Origin of the sequence: Chelatococcus sp. GCM10030263 (assembly GCF_042666455.1) — a bacterium.
Taxonomy (GTDB): Bacteria; Pseudomonadota; Alphaproteobacteria; order Rhizobiales; family Beijerinckiaceae; genus Chelatococcus.
Genome location: NZ_JBHTDB010000004.1, coordinates 114,446 through 138,406 on the forward strand (window position 1 = coordinate 114,446; position 23,961 = coordinate 138,406).

General features: G+C 65.3%; 23 protein-coding genes and 1 riboswitch. Of the genes, 9 read left to right on the forward strand and 14 right to left on the reverse strand.

Going from position 1 to position 23,961, the window contains the following annotated elements; translation table 11 throughout:
- The first annotated feature begins 33 nt into the window (after positions 1 to 33).
- The gene (locus tag ACFQU1_RS09850) at positions 34 to 1,146 is read left to right on the forward strand and encodes an alcohol dehydrogenase family protein (RefSeq protein ID WP_378131884.1); all 1,113 of its coding nucleotides are present in this window, start codon (positions 34 to 36) and stop codon (positions 1,144 to 1,146) included.
- A gap of 30 nt (positions 1,147 to 1,176) precedes the next feature.
- Here ACFQU1_RS09850 and ACFQU1_RS09855 read toward each other — a convergent pair whose 3' ends face one another.
- On the reverse strand, positions 1,177 to 1,992 hold the full coding sequence (locus ACFQU1_RS09855) for an IclR family transcriptional regulator (protein ID WP_378131886.1): 816 nt from the start codon (positions 1,990 to 1,992) through the stop codon (positions 1,177 to 1,179).
- Positions 1,993 to 2,144: 152 nt separating this feature from the next.
- On the opposite strand from ACFQU1_RS09855, the gene ACFQU1_RS09860 reads away from it, so the two are divergent.
- The 4 genes from ACFQU1_RS09860 to ACFQU1_RS09875 are packed head-to-tail and all read left to right on the forward strand — an operon-like array spanning position 2,145 to position 5,096.
- Positions 2,145 to 2,984 carry a transporter substrate-binding domain-containing protein gene (locus ACFQU1_RS09860; RefSeq protein ID WP_378131888.1) on the forward strand — a complete coding sequence of 280 codons (840 nt, stop codon included), beginning with the start codon at positions 2,145 to 2,147 and terminating at the stop codon, positions 2,982 to 2,984.
- 16 nt (positions 2,985 to 3,000) lie between these two features.
- On the forward strand, positions 3,001 to 3,660 hold the full coding sequence (locus tag ACFQU1_RS09865; RefSeq protein WP_378131890.1) for an amino acid ABC transporter permease: 660 nt from the start codon (positions 3,001 to 3,003) through the stop codon (positions 3,658 to 3,660).
- Positions 3,661 to 3,668: 8 nt separating this feature from the next.
- Positions 3,669 to 4,322: an amino acid ABC transporter permease gene (locus ACFQU1_RS09870; RefSeq protein ID WP_378131892.1), complete on the forward strand. Its 654-nt coding sequence runs from the start codon at positions 3,669 to 3,671 to the stop codon at positions 4,320 to 4,322.
- 9 nt (positions 4,323 to 4,331) lie between these two features.
- Positions 4,332 to 5,096 carry an amino acid ABC transporter ATP-binding protein gene (locus tag ACFQU1_RS09875; protein WP_378131894.1) on the forward strand — a complete coding sequence of 255 codons (765 nt, stop codon included), beginning with the start codon at positions 4,332 to 4,334 and terminating at the stop codon, positions 5,094 to 5,096.
- A gap of 54 nt (positions 5,097 to 5,150) precedes the next feature.
- Here the strand turns inward: ACFQU1_RS09875 and ACFQU1_RS09880 are convergent, their stop codons facing one another.
- The 4 genes from ACFQU1_RS09880 to ACFQU1_RS09895 are packed head-to-tail and all read right to left on the reverse strand — an operon-like array spanning position 5,151 to position 9,117.
- Positions 5,151 to 6,335, reverse strand: coding sequence for an ROK family protein (locus ACFQU1_RS09880; RefSeq protein ID WP_378131896.1), 1,185 nt, complete (start codon positions 6,333 to 6,335; stop codon positions 5,151 to 5,153).
- Complete coding sequence (locus tag ACFQU1_RS09885; protein ID WP_378131898.1) at positions 6,332 to 7,624, reverse strand: TRAP transporter large permease; 1,293 nt, start codon at positions 7,622 to 7,624, stop codon at positions 6,332 to 6,334. Before ACFQU1_RS09885 ends, ACFQU1_RS09880 begins: the two co-directional genes overlap by 4 nt.
- Positions 7,617 to 8,117, reverse strand: coding sequence for a TRAP transporter small permease (locus tag ACFQU1_RS09890; RefSeq protein WP_378131900.1), 501 nt, complete (start codon positions 8,115 to 8,117; stop codon positions 7,617 to 7,619). The genes ACFQU1_RS09885 and ACFQU1_RS09890 overlap by 8 nt, the downstream gene beginning before the upstream one ends.
- 31 nt (positions 8,118 to 8,148) lie before the next feature.
- Entirely contained in the window at positions 8,149 to 9,117 is a 969-nt protein-coding gene (locus tag ACFQU1_RS09895) for a TRAP transporter substrate-binding protein (protein ID WP_378131902.1), read from the reverse strand.
- 171 nt (positions 9,118 to 9,288) lie between these two features.
- Between ACFQU1_RS09895 and ACFQU1_RS09900 the strand changes: the two genes are divergently transcribed.
- The 4 genes from ACFQU1_RS09900 to ACFQU1_RS09915 all read left to right on the forward strand — a co-directional run bounded on the left by ACFQU1_RS09900 (position 9,289) and on the right by ACFQU1_RS09915 (position 13,645).
- Positions 9,289 to 10,041 carry a glucosamine-6-phosphate deaminase gene (locus ACFQU1_RS09900; protein ID WP_378131904.1) on the forward strand — a complete coding sequence of 251 codons (753 nt, stop codon included), beginning with the start codon at positions 9,289 to 9,291 and terminating at the stop codon, positions 10,039 to 10,041.
- A 4-nt stretch (positions 10,042 to 10,045) separates the two neighbouring features.
- Positions 10,046 to 11,206 (forward strand): N-acetylglucosamine-6-phosphate deacetylase, encoded by a 1,161-nt coding sequence (locus ACFQU1_RS09905; RefSeq protein WP_378131906.1) that lies wholly within the window; start codon positions 10,046 to 10,048, stop codon positions 11,204 to 11,206.
- Positions 11,207 to 11,444: 238 nt separating this feature from the next.
- Positions 11,445 to 12,851, forward strand: coding sequence for a nodulation protein NfeD (locus ACFQU1_RS09910; protein ID WP_378131908.1), 1,407 nt, complete (start codon positions 11,445 to 11,447; stop codon positions 12,849 to 12,851).
- The gene (locus ACFQU1_RS09915; RefSeq protein WP_378131911.1) at positions 12,848 to 13,645 is read left to right on the forward strand and encodes a slipin family protein; all 798 of its coding nucleotides are present in this window, start codon (positions 12,848 to 12,850) and stop codon (positions 13,643 to 13,645) included. Before ACFQU1_RS09910 ends, ACFQU1_RS09915 begins: the two co-directional genes overlap by 4 nt.
- A 107-nt stretch (positions 13,646 to 13,752) precedes the next feature.
- On the opposite strand, the gene ACFQU1_RS09920 is transcribed toward ACFQU1_RS09915, so the two are convergent.
- From ACFQU1_RS09920 to ACFQU1_RS09960, 9 genes are all read right to left on the reverse strand, one after another.
- On the reverse strand, positions 13,753 to 14,523 hold the full coding sequence (locus tag ACFQU1_RS09920) for an ion channel (RefSeq protein WP_378131913.1): 771 nt from the start codon (positions 14,521 to 14,523) through the stop codon (positions 13,753 to 13,755).
- 51 nt (positions 14,524 to 14,574) lie between these two features.
- Positions 14,575 to 15,852, reverse strand: coding sequence for a cation:proton antiporter (locus tag ACFQU1_RS09925; protein WP_378131915.1), 1,278 nt, complete (start codon positions 15,850 to 15,852; stop codon positions 14,575 to 14,577).
- 226 nt (positions 15,853 to 16,078) lie between these two features.
- Positions 16,079 to 16,504, reverse strand: a complete 426-nt coding sequence (locus ACFQU1_RS09930) for a type II toxin-antitoxin system VapC family toxin (RefSeq protein WP_378131917.1) — start codon at positions 16,502 to 16,504, stop codon at positions 16,079 to 16,081.
- Positions 16,504 to 16,746, reverse strand: a complete 243-nt coding sequence (locus ACFQU1_RS09935; protein ID WP_378131919.1) for a type II toxin-antitoxin system Phd/YefM family antitoxin — start codon at positions 16,744 to 16,746, stop codon at positions 16,504 to 16,506. Before ACFQU1_RS09935 ends, ACFQU1_RS09930 begins: the two co-directional genes overlap by 1 nt.
- Before the next feature lie 186 nt (positions 16,747 to 16,932).
- Positions 16,933 to 18,645: a catalase gene (locus ACFQU1_RS09940; protein WP_378131921.1), complete on the reverse strand. Its 1,713-nt coding sequence runs from the start codon at positions 18,643 to 18,645 to the stop codon at positions 16,933 to 16,935.
- Between the two features lie 376 nt (positions 18,646 to 19,021).
- Positions 19,022 to 19,786: an ABC transporter ATP-binding protein gene (locus ACFQU1_RS09945; RefSeq protein ID WP_378131924.1), complete on the reverse strand. Its 765-nt coding sequence runs from the start codon at positions 19,784 to 19,786 to the stop codon at positions 19,022 to 19,024.
- Entirely contained in the window at positions 19,783 to 20,820 is a 1,038-nt protein-coding gene (locus ACFQU1_RS09950) for a FecCD family ABC transporter permease (RefSeq protein ID WP_378132104.1), read from the reverse strand. Before ACFQU1_RS09950 ends, ACFQU1_RS09945 begins: the two co-directional genes overlap by 4 nt.
- Positions 20,820 to 21,824 (reverse strand): ABC transporter substrate-binding protein, encoded by a 1,005-nt coding sequence (locus tag ACFQU1_RS09955; protein WP_378132106.1) that lies wholly within the window; start codon positions 21,822 to 21,824, stop codon positions 20,820 to 20,822. The genes ACFQU1_RS09950 and ACFQU1_RS09955 overlap by 1 nt, the downstream gene beginning before the upstream one ends.
- 186 nt (positions 21,825 to 22,010) lie before the next feature.
- A riboswitch (cobalamin riboswitch) is annotated at positions 22,011 to 22,251 on the reverse strand.
- A gap of 101 nt (positions 22,252 to 22,352) precedes the next feature.
- Entirely contained in the window at positions 22,353 to 23,729 is a 1,377-nt protein-coding gene (locus ACFQU1_RS09960; RefSeq protein WP_378131926.1) for a DUF2254 domain-containing protein, read from the reverse strand.
- Positions 23,730 to 23,961 lie beyond the last annotated feature (232 nt).

Here is a 23,961-nt window from a genome sequence, read left to right on the forward strand (position 1 = left end):
CCCGAAACCGTACCGTTGAACGATGAGGAAGTGATGTCCGCGGCCGTTCCCGACGCGATGTGCGCTGTGCTCCTGACGCGGCACGGCGGTCCCGACAAGCTCGTCTACCGCACCGATGTCCCGGTGCCACGGCCGGCACCCGGCGAGGTGCTCGTCGAGGTGAGCGCCTGCGGCATGAACAACACCGATGTGTGGGTGCGCGAGGGCGCCTATGGCACGGAGGCGGATGCGGGCGCCGTTTCGAGCTGGCGCCATCGCGGGTCCGAACCGACGCTGACCTTCCCGCGCATCCAGGGCGCCGATACGGTCGGGCGCATCGTCGCGGTGGGGCCGGGCGTGCCGGAAAGCCGCATCGGCGAGCGGGTGATGGTCGATTTCTCGATCTATAATGCCGAGGACGACAGCCTCGCCGAGATCGACTACATCGGCCATGGCCGTGACGGCGGCTATGCCGAATACATGACGCTGCCGGCCGAGAACGCGCATGTCGTGCGCACCGCTCTTACGGATGCCGAGCTTGCCACCTTCTGCTGCGCCTATCTCACGGGCGAGCATATGCTCGACCGGGCACGGGTCGCCGCCGGCGAGCGGGTCCTGATCACCGGCGCCTCGGGAGGCGTCGGCTCGGGTCTCGTCCAGCTCTGCCGGGCGCGCGGCGCCATTCCCTATGCGGTGGTCGGCGCTGGCAAGGAGGCGGCGGTCGCCGCCATCGGCGCCGAGGCGGTGATCACGCGCGGTGTCGCGGATCTTGCCGCCGCCGTCGCGCAGGCGACCGCAGGCGAGCCGATCGATGTGGTTGCCGATCTCGTCGGCGGGCCGATGTTCAACGACCTCCTGCGCATCCTGCGTCCGGAAGGGCGCTATACGACCGCCGGCGCCATCGGCGGCCCCGTGGTTCAGCTCGATCTGCGGACCATGTATCTGAAACATCTCGAGCTGCACGGATCATCCCAGGGCACGCGTGGCGCCTTCCGGCGGCTCGTGCGCTATATCGAGGAGGGCCAGCTGAAGCCGCTGCTCGGCGGCGTCTACAAGCTCTCCCACTTCCATCGCGCGCAGCGGGACTTCACCGCCAAAGGCTTCGTCGGCAAATTGGTCGTGGTGCCCGATGGGAAATGGGGCGAGACCTTTACGTCCGCGATCTAGCGTCCGGCCGGCGCCCCCGCGTCCACGCCATCAAGGGTGGTCCGACAGTGCTTCCGCGGCGGAAGCGAGAAGGTCGAGCAGCTGCTCCCTTCGCGCCTCGTCGGTATCGGCGGGAACGACGAAGCAGAGCGTCGAGATCGTCACGTTGCGGCGGTCGCGAATGGGCGCTGCCAGGCACCAGGTGAAGCGATCTGCAAGACCGGTGGTGGCGCAGCGGCCGGCCTCGGTCGCGCGCATCACGTCCGTGACGAATTCATCGACGGAGAGCACCCGCCCGTCCGGCAGGCGATAATCCTCGCGCGGGACGAAGTCGCGGATTTCATCCGCCGTCATATGGCCGAGCAGCAGGCGTCCCGACGCCGTCCACGGGATCGGGACCTCCGCACCGATATCGACCGTGATACGGAAAAGGGCGGGGCCGTCGCGCGAATCCACGACCACGTATTTGTTGCCCCTGAGCGCGCAGAGCTGCGTCGTCGCGCCCGTCTCGGCGGCGAGCCGCTCCAGCACCTCGCGGGCACGGCGATAGAAAGGGTTGGCATCGGCATAGGCGCGGCCAAAGAGGTGCATCGCGCGGCCGAAATAGACCCGCCCGTCATCACTCACGACATCCAGGATGTCGGCCTCCACCAGGCGTTTGACGATCTCGTAGGCCGTCGAGCGCGGTGCGTTGATCAGCCGCGCGAGTTCGCCGATCCGCGTCGGCGCGCGCTGCCTGAGCAGGGCCTCCATGAGCGCGATCGCCCGGTCGATGCCGCGTTGCCGGTCCCGTCCCTCGGGAGCCGCGCCTCCCTTGCGGGTGCCGAGCTCGTCCATCAACCTCGTGCGATCGGTTCGGCTGTCCATCCGGCATCTCCTGGTCGCGGCATCGGCGACCTCTTGCATGCGCCCGCCGATCCGTCTAGCGTCCGGACCGTCTGAAATACGAGATTACAGTCCGATATTTCAGACGAAAAGGAGTTGTGCCGAGCGGCACGAAGGTACGAGGGGATCGGACGATGTTGGCCAAGCATCAGTGGGCGATGGGGCTCGGCGTTCTGCTCGCCGTTGCGGGATCTGCCGGCGCGGCACAGGCAGACAAGCTGCAGGACGTGCTCCAGCGCGGCAAGCTTGTGGTGGGCACGGGAAGCACCAACCCGCCCTGGCACTTCCGGGACGACAAGGGCAATTTTGCCGGCTTCGATATCGACGTCGCCAAGATCATCGCCAAGGGCTTGTTCAACGATCCCGAGAAGGTCGAGTTCGTCGTTCAGGCGTCGGATGCGCGTATTCCGAATATCACCACCGACAAGGTGGATATCACCTGCCAGTTCATGACCGTGACCGCGGCCCGTGCCCAGCAGGTCGCCTTCACCGTGCCCTATTATCGCGAGGGCGTCGGCCTGCTGCTCCTCAAGGGCGGCAAATACGCTAACTACGACGCCCTGAAGGGGGCGGGCGATGGCATCACCGTGGCCGTGCTGCAGAACGTCTATGCCGAGGAAATGGTGCATCAGGCTCTGCCGCAAGCGAAGGTCGACCAGTACGACAGTGTCGATATCATGTACCAGGCGCTCAATTCGGGACGGGCGGATGCGGCAGCGACCGATGCATCGTCCCTGCGGTACTTCATGAAGCAGAACCCGGACCGCTACGTCGACGCAGGCTATGCCTGGAACCCGCAGACCTATGCCTGCGCGGTGAAGAGAGGCGACCCGGACTGGCTCGAATTCGTCAACACGAGCCTGCGCGAGGCCATGAACGGCGTCGAATTCCCGGCCTACAAGGCGGCGTTCGAGCGTTGGTTCGGCGAGGCCCCGCCCGAGCCCAAGATCGGCTTCCCGTCCGAAATGCGCTGAGCGTCCGGGCGCGGGCATGGGCTATACGCTCAATTTCGGCGTCGTCTGGGCGAACTTCGACAACCTCCTGTCGGGGCTCGCCCTCGGCCTCGGCCTTGCGCTGGTGGCCGTCGCCATCGGCGCGGTCGCCGGGCTCGTCCTCGCCTTCGTGGCCGTCGGGCCCTCGCGACTTGGCCGCGCCGTGGTGGCCGGCTATGTGGCCATCGTGCGCAACACGCCCATTCTGATCATCGTGCTCATGGCTTATTTCGCCCTTCCGCAGCTCGGGATCAGGCTCGACAAGATCGACAGCTTCATCGGTTCGCTGGCGATCTACTCGGCCGCCTACCTGACGGAAGTGTTCCGGGCCGGTCTCGTCGCCGTGCCGAAAGGGGTGGTGGAGGCGGCCCGCGCCATCGGCCTCACGCGCGTGCAGACCAGTCTCTACGTCGTCACCCCGATCATGCTGCGCAATGCGCTGCCGGCGCTTGGCAGCACCTTCATTTCCTTGTTCAAGGACACATCGATCGCCGCCGCCATCGCCATTCCGGAGCTCACGTTCCAGGCGCGCAAGATCAATGTCGAGAGCTTCCGGGTGATCGAGACCTGGATGGTCACGAGCGGGCTCTATATCGCCACCTGCCTCATCATCGCCGCCGGGCTTCGCCGCCTCGAGCGGCTCTTTCCGAAGTTCTGAGAGGCACCATGGAGCCCTTTCTCATCGAGCTCTGGAAGGCTCGTGACGCCCTGCTCGAAGGCTTCCTGCGAACCGTCGAGGTGTCCGCCGCCTCGATCGTCATCGGCACCGTGCTCGGCGTCGCCGTCGGCATCCTGCTCGTCTACGGTCATGTGGTCCTGCGCGTCCTGTGCCGCATCTACGTCGATGTCATGCGCGGCACGCCCGTGCTCGTTTTGATCCTCGCCTCCTTTTACGTCCTGACGCTCGCCGGTATTCAACTCGACGCCTTCGGGGCGGGTCTTCTGGCCCTGTCGCTGTTCTGCGGGGCGCATATGGGGGAGATCATCCGCGGCGCGCTCCAATCCATCCCGCGCGGCCAGACGGAGGCCGGGAGGAGCATCGGCCTCACATTCCCGCAGCTCCTGGCCTATGTTCTCCTGCCGCAGGTCATGCGCCAGATTCTGCCGACCTGGATCAACACCGGCGTGGAACTCGTCAAGGCCTCCACCCTGTTGTCCATCATCGGTGTCGGTGAACTGCTGCTCAAGACGCAGGAAATCATCGGCCGCAACTTCATGACGCTGCAGTTCTACCTGCTGGCCGGCTGCCTCTACTTCATCATGAACTTCGCCATCGAGCGCCTCGGCCGGCTCATCGAACGCCGTGTCGCCTGGCGCTGAGGATTTCTCATGGCTCATCTTCTTCAGATTCGGGCGCTCACGAAGCGCTTCCACGACGTCGAGGTGCTGAAGGGCGTCGACCTCGAGGTGGCCGAGCGGGAAGTCGTTTCCATCATCGGCTCGAGCGGCTCGGGAAAGACGACCCTGCTGCGCTGCGTTAATCTGCTCGAGGAATTCGAGGGCGGCGAAATCCAGCTCGACGGAGAGACCATCGGCTACCGCGCCCAAGGCAGCCGGCGCAAGCGGCTGCCGGACCGTGAGCTGTCGCGCCAACGGGCGATGACCGGCATGGTGTTCCAGAGCTTCAACCTCTTTCCGCACCTGACGGCGGCCGGCAATGTCATGCTCGGGCTCCGCAAGGTGCGGCGGATCCCGAAGGACGAGGCCCGCGCCATCGCCGAGCGCTGGCTCGGCCGCGTGGGGCTCTCGGAGCGCATGGATCACTATCCGAGCCAGCTCTCGGGCGGCCAGCAGCAGCGCGTCGCCATCGCCCGGGCGCTCGCCATGAACCCGAAGCTCGTGCTGCTCGACGAGGTCACGTCGGCGCTCGACCCCGAGCTCGTCCAGGAAGTTCTGACCACGATCAAAAGTCTTGCGGATGACGGCGCGACGCTGCTGATCGTCACGCACGAGATGCGTTTCGCCCGGGACGTGTCGCACCGCGTCGTCTTCATGGAACAGGGCCGCATCGCCGAGGAGGGGCCGCCAGCGGAGATCTTCGGCAATCCGAAGAGCCCGCGGCTCGCCGAGTTCCTGCGCAGCACGCGGGGCTGAACGGCTGTTCGACATAGTCCGTCAGGCGGATAATGGTCGCTTCGCCGCCGGGCTTTACATCCCCTGGTTCAGCAGCCGCTGCAGGCCGGCGCGCAGCGGTGCGGCGGCAGCGCCTTCGCGTTCGAGCTCGCGGCTGCGCTGATCGGCGGTTACTTCGGGCGGTGCCACCCCAGGCATCCCGCCCTCGCGGGCCAGGCGCTCCCGAAAGCTGCTCCACACCCGTGCATTGTCGATGAAGGGCCCGGACACGATGATCCGTCTCGGAAAGAGCACGCGGCACAGATTGCCGACAGCGATGACCATCGCGTCGAGGGCTTCGGCAAAGGCCGGTTCGGCGAGAAGGTCGAGATCGCGCAGGACTGCGGCTGCAGCCTGCTCCTCATTGGCTTTCACCTGCCAACGTTCGGCAAGCCGCGGACTGAGCGCCCAATGCGCCGCGACAGTCTCGAGGCATCCATGGCGGCCGCAACGGCAGGGTCCGCCCCGATCGACCACGCGCCAATGGCCGATCTCGCCGAAGCGCCCCTCCGCGCCGTTCACCGGCATGCCATCGACTGCATAGGCGGCGCCGATGCCCCAACCCCAGTGGACGAGCAGCGTGCCGCCGGAGACATCGGATGTGTGGGCGAGCCGCGCCGACAGTTCGAGATCGAGATTGCGCGCGACATAGACGGGCAGACCCGCCGCGGACACGGCCTCGGCCGCGTCGAAGGCCCTGAGATTGGGCCAGCGCGAGGAAAAGAGCCACCGTCGCCTGGCAGCGTCCAGGACGCCTGACAAGGAAAAGCTGACGCCGGCAATCTCCGTGGGGTCGGGCAGGCGCGCCGATACCGCGGCGAACAGCGAGGCGAGCAGGTCCCTCATCAGGTGGTTATCCGCCTCGGGCGGCACCTCCCGTGCGATGCGGGCCAGCACCTGGCCGGCGAGATTGACGCAGCTTACGGCGATCGCCTGGCTTTCCACCTGATAGACGATGGCCGCCAGCCGATGCGGGTTGGCCACGAGCACGGCCGAGGGCCGTCCCCGCCCGGAGGAGTGGCGCAAGCTCTCGACCACGAGGCCCACGGCGACGAGATGGCCGACATGTTCGGACACTGACGTCGAACGCAGCGCGAACTGGTCGGACAGGTCACGCCGCGACGCTGCCTGGCCGGAGAGGATCGCGCTGAACATGCGCAGCCGCTCGGTGACATGCGGCGTCGGCTCTGGAAGGTGACGCAGCAGGGCGGCGCCGCTCATCGGAAGAAGCTCGGCAGCGCCAGGGACAGCGCCGGAACATAGGTGATGAGCATGAGCACGCCGATCATCGCGGCATAGAAGGGCAGGAGCGTGCGCGTCGTGCGCTCGATCGAGGTATTGGCGATGGAGCAGCCGACGATGAGCGAGGTGCCGACCGGCGGCGTGCACAAGCCGATGCCGAGATTGACGAGCAGGATGATCCCGAAATGAATGGGATCGACACCGACGCTCTTGACGATCGGCAGGAGGATCGGCGTCAGGATGAGGATGAGCACGCCCATGTCCATCAGCATGCCGAGGATGATGAGCAGGGCATTGATGGCGAGAAGGACGATCCACGGTTCGCGGGAGACCATGAAGATGGCCTCCGCAAGCAGGCTCGGCACCTTGAGATATGAGAGGAGAAAGCCGAAGGCCGATGAGGTCATGATGATGGCGATCACCATGGCGAGCGTGCCGAGCGACTCCCTCAGGACGCGCAGGACGGCTGCTTTGTTCATCGTCCGATAGACGAAGACCGTGACAAAAACCGCATAGACGAGCGCAACCGCCGCCGATTCAGTCGCGGTGAAGATGCCGCCGACAATCCCGCCGACGATGATGACCATCGTGAACAACCCAATGGAGGCATCGAGCGCGGTCCGCAGGCCGTCGCGCCAGCCGTAGCGCACGCCGGCTGGATGCTTCTGCCGCCAGGCCAGCACGACAGCGAGCAGCATCAGCGCGAGGCCGAGGAGTAGACCGGGAATGTAACCCGCCAGGAAGAGCTGGCCGATCGGCAGCCCGCCTGCCGCCAGCGCGTAGTAGATCATGTTCTGGCTGGGCGGGATAAGGACCCCCTGCACGGAGGAGGTGACGGTCACCGCGACCGCATATTCGGGCTTGTAGCCACGCTTCGCCATGGCCGGGATCAGGAAGGAGCCGATCGATGCGACATCGGCGACCGAGGACCCCGAAATGCCGCCGAAAAAGGTGCTCGCGACAATATTGACCTGGGCAAGGCCGCCGCGAAAGCGGCCGACAAGCACGTCGGCGAAGCGCACGAGCCGTTCCGAGATACCCCCCTCGGACATGATCTGCCCGGCCAAGATGAAGAAGGGCACTGCGAGGAAGGTGAAGCTGAAGAGGCCATTCACCATGCGCTGTGCGACGAACAGGCTCGGGATGCCGATATACCAGGCGGTGACGAGCGAAGAGATGCCGAGCGCGAAGGCGATCGGCACCCGGATCGCCATCAGGACGAGAAAGCCGCCGATAAGGAGAAGGATGCCCACGGTGTTGCTACTCATGCGCGGGCTGCTCCCCTCGGGGCGGCGAGAGCCTCCCCGTCAGAATATTGACGATCCCATTCACGCTCATGAGAAGGCCGCCGACGAAGACGGGGTAGTAGAGCCAGGCGCGCGACAGGCCGGTCGCCGGCATTACCTGAACGCCGGCGAGCCGGATGAGCGCCAGGCTTTCCCAGAGCAGCATCAACGAGAAGCCGAGCAGCAGGAGTTCTGCCAGGAGATCCATCCCGCGCGCCAGGCGTGGCGGCAGCAGGTCGCGAAGCGTGGTGATGGCGATATGCCCGTGCCGGCGCACGCCGATGGCGATGGCGATCATGCCGAACCACACCAGCAGGAGCAGCGCCACTTCCTCCGACCAGCTCGTCGGGCTGTCGAGCACGAACCGCAGAACGACCTGCAGCACTGTGACCGCGACGATGCCGATGAGAAGGAGATGGCAGACCATCTCCATCACCCGGTCGACCACGCCGATAACGCGATCGAGCCTTTCCATTGCAGACCCGCCCTTCAAGCTGCCGCGGACCTCACTTGACGGCCTGGATCCGCGCAATCAGCGGCTTCAGGTTGGGGAGTTCGTCGTAGATCGGCTCGACCGCCTTGCGGAAGGGTTCGTTGTCGATCGTGACGATGGTGACGCCGGCGGCCTTCACCTTCTCCTTGGCGTCCTCATTGGCCTTGAACATGGCGGCGCGCTCGGACTTCGCCGCCTCTTCGGCCGCCTCGCGGATCGCCTGCTGATGCGCGGGCGACAACTGCTCGAACTTCTGCTGGTTCATCACCAGCACGGCCGGCGGGCTCAGATGCCCGTCCTCGATGAGGTTCGGCGCAGCCTCGTAATGCGAGGAGGTGACGTAGCTGACATAGTCGTTCTCGGCTCCGTCGATGACGCCCGTCTGCAGCGCCGAGAACACCTCGCCATAGTTCATCGGCGTCGGCGTGGCGCCGAGCAGCTCGACCATGCGTGTCGAGATGCGCGCCGGCTGCACGCGGATCTTGAGGCCCTTGAGATCGTCGATGCTCTTCAGCGGCTTGCCGGCGCGCGTGTAGAAGTTGCGCGTGCCCGCCTCCATGAAGGGGAAGCCGATCAGCCCGACCTTGGCGAGATCGGCCGATACCTCCTTGCCGACGTCGCCGTCGAGCACCTTGTACTTGTGCTCCGCGTCACGAAAGATATAGGGCAGCGTGAAAACGCCCATGGAGGGGCTGACATTGGCGAGAACGACGGAATTGACGCGTGCCATGTCGATAATGCCGGCTTGCGTCTGCTCGATCGACTCCGTCTCTTGTCCGAGCTGCGCGCCCGCATAGACCTCCACTTTCACCTCGCCCTTCGTCTTCTGGTCGACGAGCTTGGCAAAGTCGCGCATGGCGATGGTGACGGGATTGTCCTCGGGCTGGTTCTCCGCCAGCCGTAGTGTGACCTGAGCCTGCGCCGCCCCGGCAGCGAGTACGCCCGCCATCGCGATCACGGCTGCCAATGATGCACGCTTCATGAGTGCCTCCTCTGGATTGATCCGCCCAGCGTGCTGCCCCGTTTAGCCGACGTCAAATGTTTTTTGAACGCGATCTGATATTAATTCGGCTGGCCAGCAGATAGGCCTTGGTGCTAGCCTTTTTGAAGCGCCGTAGCCTTTTTGGTCGACGATGGTTTGAAAGGACGCTCCATGGACATCAGGATCGCAGCCGACACCGCCGAGCTCGGCCGCGAAGCCGCGCGTCTGGGCGGCGATGCGATCGTCGCGGCGATCGCGGCGCGCGGCACCGCCACCATCATCGTCGCGACGGGGGCGAGCCAGTTCGACATGCTCGCAGCACTCACGGCGCGCGGCGATATCGACTGGTCGCGCGTCACCGCCTTCCACCTCGACGAATATGTCGGGCTGCCCGAAACCCATGGGGCGAGCTTTCGCCGCTATCTGAAGGAGCGCTTCGTCGAGCCGGTCGGTGGCCGGATCACCTTCGTCCCTGTCGTGGGGGATGCGGCGGACCCGGGGGCCGAAGCCGAGCGCCTCGGCGGGCTGATTGCCGGGCGCGAGGTGGATGTGTGCTTCGCCGGCATCGGCGAGAATTGCCATCTCGCTTTCAATGATCCGCCGGCGGATTTTACAACGGAGGCGCCCTATATCGTCGTCGACCTCGACGAGGCCTGCCGGCGCCAGCAACTCGGCGAGGGCTGGTTTCCGACGCTCGAGGACGTGCCTCGGCGGGCGATTTCCATGAGCATTCGCCAGATCATGAAGGCGAAGCTCCTCGTCGTGAGCGTGCCGGACGCGCGCAAGGCCGACGCCGTGCGGCACGCGGTCGAGGGGCCGGTGTCGCCCGATTATCCCGCCTCTATCCTGCAGCAACACCCGGCCTGCACCCTCTTCCTCGACACCGCGTCTGCCGCCGGCCTGAAGAACGGCGAAAAGGACTGACGCGATGGTCCGCCTAGGTGAGCGCGCACGCGAGCCCCTGCGGCTCGACGACGGCATCGAGGTCCGCGACTATCTCGCCGATACGCAATGGCGCGATCAGCCCGGTCCGGCGATCGCGGGCGAGCCGGGCTTTCCCGATAGACGCGACACGCTGGGGCTCGTCGACCTGCAGGTGAACGGCTTCGCCGGCATCGATTTCAATGATGAGGGCTTGACCGCCGAAGCGCTCGATTACGCGCTCGCCGCCATGCTCGCGAGCGGCGTCACAGGCTGTCTGCCGACCATCATCACGGCCGACCGCCACGCCCTGGCCGCCCGCCTGCGTGCACTCGACGAGGCTGTCGCGGCGAGCCGGCTCGGTCCATGGATGGTTCCAGGATACCATCTGGAAGGCCCGTTTCTCAATCCGGCCGACGGCTATGCCGGTTGCCACCCGCCTGCGGCGATGATCGCGGCGTCGCCTTCGCTGGTCGAGGAGATCGAGCAATCTCTCTCGCGACCGATCCTTCTCGTCACGATCGCGCCGGAAGTGGAGGGGGCGATCGCGTTCATCGAATGGGCGGCATCGCGGGGCAAGCGCGTGGCCATCGGCCATTCGCGCGCCGACGACGAAAGCCTCGCCCAGGCGGTGGCTGCCGGCTTGTCCTTGTCGACGCATCTCGGCAATGGCTTGCCACAGCAGTTGCCAAAGCTTGCAAACCCGCTCTTCGCCCAGCTCGCCGAAGATCGGTTAACCGCGACCTTTATCGCCGACGGAATCCATGTGCCTCGTCCGGCCCTGAAGGCGATGATCCGGGCCAAGGGAGTGGCCCAAGCCGTCCTCGTGACCGACGCGACGGCGGCAGCCGCGGCGCGGCCGGGGTTGCATCCGTTCGCGGGCATGCAGGTCGAGCTCACGCCGGACGGCAGCGTCCGTCAGCCCGGCAGCCGCTACCTTGCCGGCTCGGCGCTGCAGCTCGACCGGGGACTGCGGAATGTGGTGGCGATGGAGATTGCGACGCCCCGCGAGGGGCTGCGCATGGCCTGCGGCAATCCACGCAGGATCATGGCCGATCCGCTCGCCCGGCACGGCCGCGTCTTCCACGCATCGCACCTGCTATGGGACGGTGATCTCAACATCGTCGAGGCCGCGGTCGGACCTTATCGCATCGTCCTGGGCGAATAGGTCCAGCCCTTCGCGCCGTGCGGCTGCCGATCACGCGATGTGTTCGCCACGCATAAATCGTGAGCTCGTCGACAAGGGCCACTCTTTCTCGGCATCTATTCGTCGCGGCCGGCGTCACGGCTCGTTCAGCAGTAAGATCGGTGATCGCGGCATCGCCTATGCCGTCCCTAAGAGGTAGGCTCTGAGAGGGGCTGTGCCGAGCCGCGGCGAGCCCGATGCTGCTCGAAGCGAGTCGACCATGACCAGCCGCAGGCACCCGAGGCGACGATCGATAGCAGGCTGGCTGGCCGCGCTGGCACTATTCAACCTCGCCTTCGTCGCCATGGCGCAGGATCAGCGCAGCGCCCCGCGCCAGGCCATTGTCCTCGACATCGAGGGAGCCATCGGCCCGGCGACGACGGAATATCTGCGACACGGCCTGTCGGAAGCCGTCGCGCGCAGTGCCGCTCTGGTCATCCTGCGCATGGACACGCCGGGCGGGCTCGACAGCGCCATGCGGGATATCATCCGCGATATTCTCGCCTCGCCTGTGCCGGTCGCGACCTATGTCAGCCCAAGCGGCGGGCGAGCTGCGAGCGCCGGCACCTATATTCTCTATGCAAGCCACATTGCCGCCATGGCGCCCGGCACGAATCTCGGGGCAGCGACTCCCGTGCAGCTCGGCGGTGGCCGGCAGCCGTTCGGTGGCTCGCAGGAGCCGGAGAAGGAAGGGAGCCCGCCCGCTACTCCGCGGGATGCGTCGGAGGCCAAGGCGGTCAACGACGCCGTCGCCTATATCCGGGGTCTGGCCGAACTGCGCAGCCGCAACGCAACCTGGGCGGAGAAGGCCGTGCGTGAGGCGGCGAGCTTGCCGGCGACCGAGGCTGTTCAACAGGACGTGGTCGATTTCATCGCCACCGACCTTCAAGACCTCATCACCAAGGCCGACGGACGGACGGTGCGCATCGGCGACCAGGAGCAGCGCCTCGCGACGGCGGGGCTGACCCTCGTTGCCATGGAGCCTGATTGGCGCACCCAGCTCCTCGCCGCGATCACCAACCCGAATATCGCCTATATTCTACTGCTCCTCGGCTTCTATGGACTGATCTTCGAATTCATCAATCCGGGTGCAGTTGCTCCCGGCGTGATCGGTGCGATCAGTCTCCTCGTCGGCTTCTTCGCGCTCAATCTCCTGCCGATCAATTATGCAGGCATGGCGCTGCTGCTGCTCGGCATTGCGCTCATGACGGCGGAGGCCTTCGTGCCCTCCTTCGGTGTGCTGGGCATCGGCGGGGCTGCCGCCTTCGGCCTTGGGTCTCTCTTCCTGTTCGACCGCGATGTGCCGGGATTTGCGCTGTCCTGGCCGGTGGTGGTAGCGGCGACCGGGGTAAGTGCGGGCTTTCTCGCGATTGCGATGGCGGCGGCCGTCCGCGCGCATCGTCGGTCGGTCGTCACCGGCGACACGGGTCTCGTCGGCGCCCCCGGCGAGGTTCTGGAGTGGAACGGACCAGAAGGATACGTGCGTGTCCATGGCGAGCGTTGGGCGGCGCGCTCACGCGTGCCGCTGGTCCCACGCCAATGGATACGCGTGGTCGGCCGCGACCGTCTCACGCTCGTCGTCGAACCCGACGCAGGACAGACACCATCCGGAGGTGAAGCATCATGATCGCCTATACGCCTTACATTGTTCTCATCGCGCTCGTCGTCCTCATCCTGGCGTCGACCATTCGCATCATGCGGGAATACGAGCGCGCGGTGGTCTTCACCCTGGGCCGTTTTTCGGGCGTCAAGGGGCCGGGGCTGATCCTCCTCATTCCCTTCGTCCAGCAGCTCGTGCGCGTCGACCTGCGGACGCTCGTGCTCGATGTGCCGAGCCAGGACGTGATCTCGCGTGACAACGTTTCGGTGAAGGTCAACGCGGTGCTCTATTTTCGTGTGATCGAGGCCGACAAGGCGGTCATTGAGGTCGAGAATTTCATGGCGGCGACGAGCCAGCTCGCCCAGACGACGCTGCGCTCCGTGCTCGGCAAGCACGATCTCGACGAGATGCTCGCGGAACGCGACAAGCTCAACCGCGATATCCAGGAGATCCTCGACCACCAGACGGACGCCTGGGGCATCAAGGTGGCCAATGTCGAGATCAAGCATGTCGATATCGACGAGAGCATGGTACGCGCCATCGCCCGCCAGGCGGAGGCCGAGCGCAATCGGCGGGCCCGCATCATCGATGCCGAGGGCGAGCAGCAAGCTGCCGAGAAACTCGTGGAAGCCGCTACGAGCCTGGCCAGGGCACCCGAGGCCATGCAGCTGCGCTATCTCTCGACGCTCCAGAGTATCGCGGGCGAGCGCAACTCGACGATCGTCTTCCCGATACCGGTCGATTTCCTGAGGCAGTTCACGAATGCGGCGAGCTTGCAGAACAACAGTCCGGGCCCGGGAGGCGTCCGCGATCCGAAGTGACGACGGGCCGATACCGGTGGCAGAACGGCCGGGACAACAGCTGGCGCTTGCTCGCGTCCACCAAAAGAGCCGCGGATTCTGAATCGCGCCAAAGCGCTTTGCGCGCTTCAAACCGCCCCCTCCGTCGGTATGGCGAGGATGCGCCCGCAATGCTTGCAGTGGACGGCGTCGATATCGTGGATCTGCAAGGCGCAGTCGGGGCATTCGAAGCGAACTTTGTTGGGTCGAAAGACGGCCTGCAAAAGCCTCAGGAAGAGGGCGACACCGACGACCATAATGATGACCGCGAGCAGTCGCCCGCCTGGGCCGACCAGTATGATGTCGCCGAAGCCGGTCGTGGTGAGTGTGGTGATCGTGAAATAGAGCGCATCGATGTAACTGGTGATTTCCGCGTTGATGTCGTTTTGCGTGACGTAGACGAAGGATGTCACGATGAAGATGAAGACGCCGAGGTTGAGTGTTCTCTGGATTACGTCCTCATAACGCCTGAACCAGGGGGAATCGGCGCGCAGGTCACGCAAGAGCTGGTAGGACCGCAACAGCCGCAAGGCGCGCACGATCCGCAAAAAGGCGAGATTCTCGAGAAAGGCCGGCAGGAACAGCGATGCGATCACCGCAAGATCGGCCATCGTCGAGACGGTGAGGAGATATTTGGTTCGATGGGTCTCGGCGTAGAGGCGCGCGGCGAACTCCACCGCCAGCACGGTTCCGATCAGAAAATCGACCGGAATGACCCATCGTTCATCCGTCAGGGATGCGGCGACGATGAACACGGCGATGGTGACGACGTCGAGGACAACGAGCCCGTAGCGGAAGCGGCGCGCGCGCCTGTTGCGTCCGAAATACAGGCTTCGCAGCGTTACGCGAAGTTTGGACATGCTGGGCAATCGGACTCTCATCGCTGAAATCGGGATCTATCTAAGGACCGATCATCTCCTGTTGCGAGATGTTCCGCCCTCGCCCTGCCGGACTTTCGCGTCACGCCGCCGATCAAGGTAGCGCATGGCGGGGGTGACCGTCGCCCCGTGCAGCAGGATCGACACCACGATGATGAAGGCGATCGTGCTCCAGAGGACTTCTGGCGCTTCGAAGGATCCGTGCTGGAGCGCATAGGCGAGATAGTAGACCGAGCCGATTCCGCGGATGCCGTAGAAACTGATGATCGCTTTTTCGTTATTGGGCAGGCCTGTACCTGTAAGGCCGATCCAGCCGCTCAAGGGACGAATGATGAACAGGGCCGCGATCCCGAATGCCACCCCCTCCCAAGTCAGGGCGCGCAGGAGAACGCCGGATGCCAAGGCTCCACCGAATCCGACGAGCAGCGCCATCATCATCAAGCGTTCGAGCTCCTCGGCGAAATCGTGCAGCTTCTCGTGGAAGTCGTGATGGCGCTCGGCGGCGCGCAGGGCCAGCGCGGCGACGAATACGGCGAGAAAGCCATAGCCTCCCACGATCTCGGCAAGGCCATAGGCCAGGCAAGTGATGGCGAGCGCTACAAAGCCGTCGCCCGTTCGCGAAATCTTCGCCCGGTGGGGGAGACGAAACAGGAGCCATCCGAGCGCCCGACCCGTGATGACGCCGACGACCAGGCCGACGACCAATTTCCAAAGGACGCTGACCGATAGCCAATCGAGGAACCAGGGTTCGCCCGACCCGCTCACCAAAGCGAGCGCGATGGCGGCATGCACGAACGGAAAGGCCAGGCCATCGTTCAGGCCGGCTTCCGAAGTCAACCCAAAGCGGACTTCGCCATCCTCGCCCGAGTCCGGCGGGCCCACCTGGATATCGCTCGCGAGCACGGGATCGGTCGGCGCAAGGACAGAGGCAAGCAGAAGGGCCGTCGCAATGCCGAAGCCCAGCAGTCCGTGGGCCAATAGCGCGAGGCCGAGGATCGTCAGCGGCATGGCAATGCCGAGCAAGCGCCATGTGATGATCCAACTTCGCCAGCGCACGGGCCTGTCGATCTTCAAGCCGGCCCCCATCAGCGAGATGATGACGACGAACTCGGTGAGCCGTTCGACGATCGGCAAATGCTCCTGCGGATGCGGGACGAGCTCCGAAGCAAGTGGTGAGGCGAAGAAGAGCGCGCCGATGCCCACGCAGACGATGGGAAGCGACAGCGGCGCTTCCTTAAGAATCATCGGCAACCAGGCCGTCAGGAGGATCAGGATGCCGGACCCGATGAGAGCAACGATATAGGGGTCCATGTCGGAGGCCGATCCTTTCGCCCAGAGCCACGCCGGTCCAGCAGAGACATAACCGTGCAGGCCCGCGAGAGTTCGGCTGCAGGGACGGACATCCGCAATTCCCGCGGTGTTCGGGTCAAGACTTGTTCGCCGGATCTAGGCCGCCACCGAGGTTCGCGATGATCGTGTCAGTCCCACCGGCCGTCGGCGCGCTGCGCGTCATCGGCAGGGTGGCGCCAAGTCTTGCTCATGCCAGCAGTTGCGTGGGCACGCCGAGCAGAGGACCGGCTGCGGCAAGCCGCTGATCGAGCGTGTGCACCGTGGCGCCGTGTTCCGAGGCTGTGGCGAGGTGGAGCGCATCGCCCGCGCGGAGTCCAAGTGAATGCTGATCGACGAACTTCGCCGCCGTCCGGAAATGCCCGCCGGTTACCGGCAGGACCGTGAAGCTCTCCACGACCAGCTTGTTGAATATCGCCAAGGCCGAGGCGCGCTGCTCCAGCGTGATCTGTCTGGTCCGGAGCTTGATCGCCATCGCGGACGACATCTCGGTAAGGGTCCAGTCGCTGATCAGAAGCTGCTCCGGGTCCTGCTCTGCCAGCCAGCTTTGGGCGCGAGCAGTCGCAGCTTCGGCCGCCAGCGCCGCGACGATCAGCGATGTATCGAGATAGAGCATCAGTAGCGGTCGCCGTCCCGCATCGATCGCACCAGATCGGCGGCGTCCTCAACCTGCGCCGGCATGGCGGCGGTCAGCGCCTGGAGCATGGCCATGTCGATCCGCTTGCGGGGTCTCGCTACGGCCGTGAGCCGTGCGACCGGCTTGCCGCGCCGGGTGATGTCGACCGTACCGCCAGCTTCGACCCGGTCCACGAGCTCGCTCAAATGTGCCTTGGCATCAGCCAGATTGATCGCGTCCATCGTCATGTTCCTGACCATCTAGATAGTCATATAGCGCATGACGTCACATATTTCCAGCCGAAGAGCCGCCCACCCGCGTGCTCTCGACAAGAGGCTTTTCGCTCGCTCGACCCCTGCAGTCTGAGCCCGCCACCCGGCTTGTCGGGCGGCGGGCCGAAGCCAACGCGAAGCTCGCGCTCTTTGGTTCTATTCCGCGGCCTGCCGCTGGTCACCGGCGGATGGGAGCTTGCCGGAGAGCACGTCCTCAGCCGTGACCTTCAGGTTCTTCACCGAGCTCGTCCACTGGCCCCAGACCGTCGGGTCGATCCCGTCGCCATTATTGCCGAGGTTCTGAAGCCGGCGCTGGTCGTTCTCGGTGAGAACCTGTTTGGGAAGCGGCCCGAGGTGACGAACATCGTCGGCCGTCATGCCGATCATCTCGCCCACCCGCTTGCCGTAGTCGTCATGGATGAGGAACAGGTGCCACAGCATCCGTTCCTGCACATCCCGCTCGCACTGACCGAGCATCGTGCCCATGTTGAGCACCAGGTCGTCGCGCTCCCAATCCATCATGGTGCAGTAGCGGCCGCGCGCCTGCACATAGTCGTTCCGCCGCTCGATGACGCTGCGCGTGAGCTTGCCCCGGATCTCCGGCGCATTGTTCGGCTCCTCGCGCCCTGCCTCATGCAAGCCGTTGTGGATGGAGGGCTCATAATTGACGTGCGGGTTCTGTCCGGGTGCGATCTCCCGGCGATAGGACATCGTGCCGCCGGACAGATTGGTGTGCACCGTGGCGTTCTTGGCCTGGTTCACCGGCAGCTGCAGATAGTTGGTGCCGACGCGATAACGCTGGGTGTCGGAATAGGAGAAGGTGCGCCCGACGAGCATCTTGTCGTCCGAGAAGTCGAGCCCGTCCACCAGCACGCCCGTGCCCATGGCGATCTGCTCGTTCTCGTTGAAGAAGTCCTCGACATTCCGGTTGAGCGTCATGACGCCGACATGGCGCAGCAGGAAGTCCTTTTCGGGCCAGATCTTGGTGTCGTCCAGCGGATCCCAGTCGAGTTCCGGATGATCATGGTCGTCCATGATCTGGACATACAGGTCCCACTGCGGATAGTCGCCCTGCTCGATCGCCTTGAAAAGGTCCTTCGAGGCCGAGCCGAAATCCTTGCCCTGCACCTTCTCGGCCTCTTCCTGGGTGAGGCTCGCGATCCCCTGGCGCGGGTGGAAATGATATTTCACCAGCACCGTGTCGCCTTGCGCATTCACCATCTTGTAGGTGTTGACGCCGAAGCCTTCCATGTGCCGGTAGCTCGCCGGAATGCCGCGCGGGCTGAACAGATGCGTCAGCATGTGCATCGATTCCGGCGTCTGGCTCATGAAGTCGAGGATCCGGTTCGGCTCCTGCCGAAAGGTCACCGGGTCCGGTTTCAACGAATGGATCACGTCCGGGAATTTGATGGCATCGCGGATGAAGAAGATAGCCAGATTGTTGCCGACCAGATCCCAGTTGCCGTCCTCGGTATAGAATTTGACCGCGAAACCGCGCGGATCGCGGGCGACCTCGGAGGAATCCCGCCCACCGATGACCGTCGAGAAACGGATGGCGAGCGGCGTCTTCTTGCCGGCCGTCTGGAAGAGCTTCGCCCGGGTGTATTTGGACGCGGGCTCGTCGCCGATCTTGCCGCTCGCTTCGAACTCGCCGTAGCAGACGAAGCCGCGCGCGTGGACCACCCGTTCGGGGATGCGCTCGCGATCGAAATGCGTGATCTTCTCCAGGAACTGGTAGTTCTCCAGCGTGGCCGGGCCGCGGCTGCCCACCGTGCGCTGAGACTGATTGTTGGTAACGGGATGACCCTGTCTGTTGGTGAGGACCTTTTCGTCTCCACCAAGCTTCGGGTTGTCGTCTCGCTCACCCATTTCTCACTCCTCTGTCTCACCGGCGTCAGCGGCCGTCCGCAACGGTATTGTCTCTCGCGTCAGAGGGGTAGCTAGCGCAGGCCCGCGGTCGTTCAAGCGAGCCGCGGGGACCCCATTCGCGCGCAAGCTGGCACCCTCTGCCTCGATGGAAAGCGACCGGCGCGCCGCGCCTCCTTGACGACTGCACATTCCTCGTCCGGCGCGAGCAGAATTCGCGACGGATATCGTCGCACTCTATAGCAGCGGACCCCCTGCAAGTCGAAGGCGGAGATGACCCGGCGGCCAGGCGAGATGGCAGGGAGCGGATGCCGAGATCGCCGCGCTCGCGCGGTGCTCGGCGCTGGATGCCGCTGCCATGAAGGCATGCTGGAGGAGCTCACTCCACCAGGAAGTGAACATGCGGCCTGCCATTGTGTCGTGACCGCTCCACCTGGGCGCTCACGCCGAAGACGTCGCGGATCATCGGCGCGGTAACGATCTCGTTGGGGGGGCCGGCTGCGACGACACGCCCCTCCCGAAGGACGGCGACGGCATCGCAGAACATGGCGGCGAGATTGATGTCGTGCAGCGCGACGATGCTGGTCGCCGGCAGCCGCCGGACGAGCGACAGGATCTCGAGCTGATGCTGGATGTCGAGGTGGTTCGTCGGCTCATCGAGCAGGAGTTCGCTCGGCGTCTGAGCCAGCGCCCTGGCGATCTGGGCCCGCTGGCGCTCGCCGCCGGAGAGCGTGTGCCAGAGCTGATGCCGCTTGCATTCCAGCCCGACCTGGCGCAACGCGTTTTCGACGGCTTCGTCGTCCGCTTCTGTCCAAGGCGAGAGCGGGCCGCGGTGCGGCGTGCGCCCGAGGCGGACGATGTCGAGCACCGTCACCTGGGCCTCCGTGGTGGCCAACTGCTCCACGAAGGCGAGGCGTCGTGCGACGGCCGCGCGCGACAGGCGCGCGATGTCGGTCTCGCCGAGGGTGACGATACCGCTCGCGACGCGCCTCAGCCCGCAGATCAGGCGCAGGAGGCTCGACTTGCCGGAGCCGTTCGGCCCGATCAGGCCGAGCGTGCTGCCGGGCGCCGCGGTGATGGTAACGCCGTCGACGATCATCCGCCCCGCAGCACTCCATCTCACGTCTCGTGCGGCTATGCTCATGACGGGCGCCTCGCGCGGTAGAGGATGACGGCGAAGGCCGGCGCTCCGAAGAGGGCCGTGACCACGCCGATCGGCAGGATCTGCTGCGGGATGATCACTCGCGAGATGATATCCGCGACGACCATGAAGACCGCCCCCATCATGAATGCCGCTGGCAGGAGGCGGCCGTGGCCGGGCCCGACCAGGAACCGGGCCGCATGGGGAATGACGAGCCCGACGAAGCCGATGGAACCGACGAGGCTCACCATCGTCGCGGTCATGGCGGCGGCCGCGCCGTAAAGCACGAGCTGGGTCCGCCTGACGGGGATGCCGAGCGCGGCGGCCGCGTCGCCGCCGAAGGTGAAGGCATCGAGCGCGCGGGCATGGAGGAGCGAGATGCCGAAGCCGAGGAATGCAACCGGTGCCGCAAGATGGACATCGGGCCAGCGCACGCCGCCGAGATTGCCGAGGAGCCAGAACATCACGCCGCGCACCTGCTCGGCGCTGGCGGAACTGGTGACGATATAGGAGGTTGCGGCGTTGAAGAGTTGCGAGCCGGCGACGCCGGCCAGAATCGTGCGGTCGAGCCCACCGCCCGCTCCGGCGGCGAGCAGGACGACGAAAGCGAAAGCGATGATCGCTCCGGCAAAGGCTCCAGCCGACAGCGATAGCGTGCCGGCGCCGAGCCCCAGGATCATGACGGCGACCGCGCCGGTCGACGCCCCGGCGGAAATCCCCAGCATGTAGGGCTCGGCCAAGGGATTGCGCAGCAAGGCTTGCAGGATCACGCCGGAAACGGCGAGCGCGGCGCCGCAGCAGGCGGCGACGAGAGCACGGCTCAGCCGGTAGTCCCAGATGATGCCTTCCTGAACCCTGCCAACCCCGAAGCCGGCGTCCACCAGCCTGTTGGCTATCGCCTTGAAGGTGGTGGTGAGCGGGATCGCCATCTCGCCGATCGAGACCGCAAAGCTGATGGCGACGGCGAGGAGGCCAAGCCCCGCGAGGACGAAGACGGCTTGCAACTCCCAGCCGCGGCCAAGAACCGGATCGCGGATCAATGGGAAAGCCCGAACGACTTGATGCCGCGCGCCAGCGCCTCGATGCCGTCGACCGTGCGGACCGAGGGATGCATCGCCTCGACATCCATGAGAATGAACCGCTTGTTGCGGACCGCATCGAGCCTGCTGACGACCGGGTCGTTCATCAGGAAGTCGCGCTTCACGGCAGGGTCGTCGGCTGGATAACGGCGGCGGTTCATCTCGGCCATCACGATGACGGTCGGATCGGCGGCGACGATGCTCTCCCAGCTCGTGAGGGGCCATTCCTCGTCGGTGGTGATGACGTTGCGGACCCCGAGCTTCCCGATCATGGAGGCGGGCACGCCGTTCCGGCCGGCAACGAAGGCATCACCCTTCGCATTCGGGCTGGAAAACCAGAAGACGACGGAGACGTCCTTCGCCTTCTCGCCCGCCACGGAGGCTATCGCATCCGCCTCCCGCTTCCGCAGGTCGGCGATGAGCGTCTCGCCGCGCTCCCTGACGTCGAAGATTTGCGCCAGCTCGCGGATCTCCTGGTAGACGAGATCCATGGTGAACGGCGTCTTGCGCGCGCCGTCGCCGCCCTTGCTGTTGTCCTTCACGCAATCCGCCGGCGAGACATAGGTCGGGATGCCGAGCTTCGCGAATTGCTCGGGTCGTCCCACCACCCCGTTCGGCCCGACATGCCACACGAACTGGGCCGTCACCAAGTCGGGGTTTTGAGCCACGACGGCCTCGAAGCTCGGATCGTTGTCGGCCAGGCGCTTGATCCCGGCATTCTCGTTTGCGAACTGCTTCAGGACAGGCCCGAACCAGACGGCGGTTCCGACCATTCGATCGGCGAGGCCGAGCGAAAAGAGGATTTCCGTGCTGCTCTGGCCGATGGAGACGACCCTCTGCGGCGCCTTTTCGAAGGTGATCGGAGCACCGCAATTCTCGATCGTCAGAGGATAATGCGTCGGCTGCGCTGCAAGGCTCTGCTGCGGTGCGAGCGCGAGGAAAAGAAGCCCGGCCGCCGCCAGCGCGAGCCGGAATGGACGGAATACGACGCTTGCAGGTGTAAGGACGCTTGCAGGATAAAGAAGAACAGACACCGACAACCCCTTTTCTCTGAAAGGGGGCTTGGGCCGAAGGTTCGCATGGCTGGACCGTGCCGGGAGCCGGCGTGCAGGACAGCAAAGCGATCCGCCGGGACACCCCGCCCGAGGACACGTTCGATGCTCACGGGCAGGTCTCCTGGCTCGCGGGTCGAAACCGGCTGTCTGGCCTTCCCAACGCAGGGCACCTCAGGCGGTGCGGGCGTCAGTGGCACGTCGCGACAGCGGCTCGCCGCTTACAGTTGCGGGGGCAGCTCCGGCATGGGCGTTCGACCGCAAGGACGAGCCGCCGCACCGGATTCCCTCTTAGCGCCGGAGAATCACTCCGGCGACCCATGAACATCGACAAGGTGGGCCGAACCTCACGCCCCGGTCAAGCCGTGACATTCCGTCGGCGGCGATGACATAGACGAAATGTTATAACGTTGCAATATTGAAATCCTCGCGTTCGGGTCAGGAGGCTGTTTTGCCTGCAGGAGCATTCATGCCCCCCGTCCACGCAGCCTTCAGGGCGTCCTCCGCGGCCGTGGAACGGCGCTCTATCTGCTCACGATCGGTCTGGTCCGTGATCGTGTGCTCGGCGGCCGCCCTGACGCTCGTGAGTTGCTCCCGGACGGCATCGAGCTGGACCGGCAGTCTCGCACGTTCAGCGATGCGGGCGAGCGCCTCGAGCATGTGAATGACGACGAGGGGCTTGTCCGCGCCGTTCTGGCGGATCTGGCTGAACCCGGCTTTCAGCAGGCTCGCATAAGTCGAGCGCGGGCAGACGATGCGGATCTTGCCGTCCTCATCGGCGAAGAGGCCGGGCGGCAGGGCCCGGTTCATGATCCGCGACAGGGACGCCGAAAGCTGGTTGAGCACCGCCACGGCGGTATAGGGATCGTTGACGCCCGGCGACAAAGCCCGCACGGCGATCTCGACCAGATGCCGGATGGAGAATTCGAGGTCCTGGACGGGTGTGCGGTGAACCCCGATCAGGATGCACTCGCTGATCGCCTTCTTGAGATCGTCGCCGACGCGGTCGCGCGGATGAATGCCGATTCCCTGTCCGCCCTCCACGACATAATCGCCCGCTCTGAAGTAGAGGCCCACGAGGACATCGGCCCGGCGGGCGACCGCCTCCAGGCGATCGAACTCGATCGCCTGGACGTAACCGGCCTTGTCCGGTCCGACGAAGACCGCCTCCCGGTCGAAGTCTCTGGGCAAGGCATCGGCGGGATCGACCGGATCGTCGGGCGCCAGAGGAGCAAGATCGTCGATGACGCCGTCGAGTTCGCGGCCGACGCGCTCGATGACCGTTTCGGACATGATCGAGCGGGCGAGCGTATGGAGGAAGAATACCAATAAGGCGACGCTGACGACCGTCAAAGCAATGGCGAGTGTGACGGTCGAGAATGGAAGGAGCCCCGCGCCGCCGCGCCGGCCGATCGAGGCCAGTACCAGCAGGCAATAGACGATCGTCATGACGAAGGTGCCGAGCACAGCTTGTGTCTGCGGGCTCGCCATGAAGTTGCGCACGAGCCTCGGGCCGAACTGGTTGGCGGCCAGCGTGAGCACGACCATGGTGATGGAGAAGACCAGGGTGGTCATCTGGATCATCGACGACAACAGGGTCGAGAGCAGGTCCCGTGCGTCGTTTGCCGTGCTCACATAGACGAGCCAGGGCGCCGCGTCGGAGGGACGGGCAGCGAGTTGCGCATCGAGCCACAGGCTCGCCAGCACGAGCAGGACAGCGGCCAGCGCCAGCGCCGCCGGCACGAACCAGAAGCTCGTCTGAAGGTAGTCCCAGAGCGCACGGGAGCGGCCGCGGTGCTGCAGCGGCGCACTCATCGCAGCCCCTCGCAACCACAGAGCGATGCAAACCCCGCGGGCAGGGGCGTGGCTGCGACCATATCAACTTGCGGCAGCACGATTGGCGTTGCCTTTCGGCGGTTGCACCGCGACGTCTCGGATCCTCGACCAGAGTGATGGGAACCATGCTATCGGCACGGTGTTCCCAAGCTGGTATCCGGTTTCCGCTCGAGCTCATGGCGGAACACGCCTCGAACGAACTGTGCGGGCG

Coding starts and splice junctions, on each gene's coding strand:
- ACFQU1_RS09860 (WP_378131888.1), top strand. CDS start 2,145: ATGTTGGCCAAGCATCAGTGGGCGATGGGGCTCGGCGTTCTGCTCGCC.
- ACFQU1_RS09910 (WP_378131908.1), top strand. CDS start 11,445: ATGACCAGCCGCAGGCACCCGAGGCGACGATCGATAGCAGGCTGGCTG.
- ACFQU1_RS09905 (WP_378131906.1), top strand. CDS start 10,046: ATGGTCCGCCTAGGTGAGCGCGCACGCGAGCCCCTGCGGCTCGACGAC.
- ACFQU1_RS09875 (WP_378131894.1), top strand. CDS start 4,332: ATGGCTCATCTTCTTCAGATTCGGGCGCTCACGAAGCGCTTCCACGAC.
- ACFQU1_RS09915 (WP_378131911.1), top strand. CDS start 12,848: ATGATCGCCTATACGCCTTACATTGTTCTCATCGCGCTCGTCGTCCTC.
- ACFQU1_RS09940 (WP_378131921.1), bottom strand. CDS start 18,645: ATGGGTGAGCGAGACGACAACCCGAAGCTTGGTGGAGACGAAAAGGTC.
- ACFQU1_RS09885 (WP_378131898.1), bottom strand. CDS start 7,624: ATGAGTAGCAACACCGTGGGCATCCTTCTCCTTATCGGCGGCTTTCTC.
- ACFQU1_RS09890 (WP_378131900.1), bottom strand. CDS start 8,117: ATGGAAAGGCTCGATCGCGTTATCGGCGTGGTCGACCGGGTGATGGAG.
- ACFQU1_RS09900 (WP_378131904.1), top strand. CDS start 9,289: ATGGACATCAGGATCGCAGCCGACACCGCCGAGCTCGGCCGCGAAGCC.
- ACFQU1_RS09870 (WP_378131892.1), top strand. CDS start 3,669: ATGGAGCCCTTTCTCATCGAGCTCTGGAAGGCTCGTGACGCCCTGCTC.
- ACFQU1_RS09920 (WP_378131913.1), bottom strand. CDS start 14,523: ATGTCCAAACTTCGCGTAACGCTGCGAAGCCTGTATTTCGGACGCAAC.
- ACFQU1_RS09925 (WP_378131915.1), bottom strand. CDS start 15,852: ATGGACCCCTATATCGTTGCTCTCATCGGGTCCGGCATCCTGATCCTC.
- ACFQU1_RS09865 (WP_378131890.1), top strand. CDS start 3,001: ATGGGCTATACGCTCAATTTCGGCGTCGTCTGGGCGAACTTCGACAAC.
- ACFQU1_RS09895 (WP_378131902.1), bottom strand. CDS start 9,117: ATGAAGCGTGCATCATTGGCAGCCGTGATCGCGATGGCGGGCGTACTC.
- ACFQU1_RS09935 (WP_378131919.1), bottom strand. CDS start 16,746: ATGGACGCGATCAATCTGGCTGATGCCAAGGCACATTTGAGCGAGCTC.
- ACFQU1_RS09880 (WP_378131896.1), bottom strand. CDS start 6,335: ATGAGCGGCGCCGCCCTGCTGCGTCACCTTCCAGAGCCGACGCCGCAT.
- ACFQU1_RS09855 (WP_378131886.1), bottom strand. CDS start 1,992: ATGGACAGCCGAACCGATCGCACGAGGTTGATGGACGAGCTCGGCACC.
- ACFQU1_RS09945 (WP_378131924.1), bottom strand. CDS start 19,786: ATGAGCATAGCCGCACGAGACGTGAGATGGAGTGCTGCGGGGCGGATG.
- ACFQU1_RS09850 (WP_378131884.1), top strand. CDS start 34: ATGTCCGCGGCCGTTCCCGACGCGATGTGCGCTGTGCTCCTGACGCGG.
- ACFQU1_RS09960 (WP_378131926.1), bottom strand. CDS start 23,729: ATGAGTGCGCCGCTGCAGCACCGCGGCCGCTCCCGTGCGCTCTGGGAC.
- ACFQU1_RS09930 (WP_378131917.1), bottom strand. CDS start 16,504: ATGCTCTATCTCGATACATCGCTGATCGTCGCGGCGCTGGCGGCCGAA.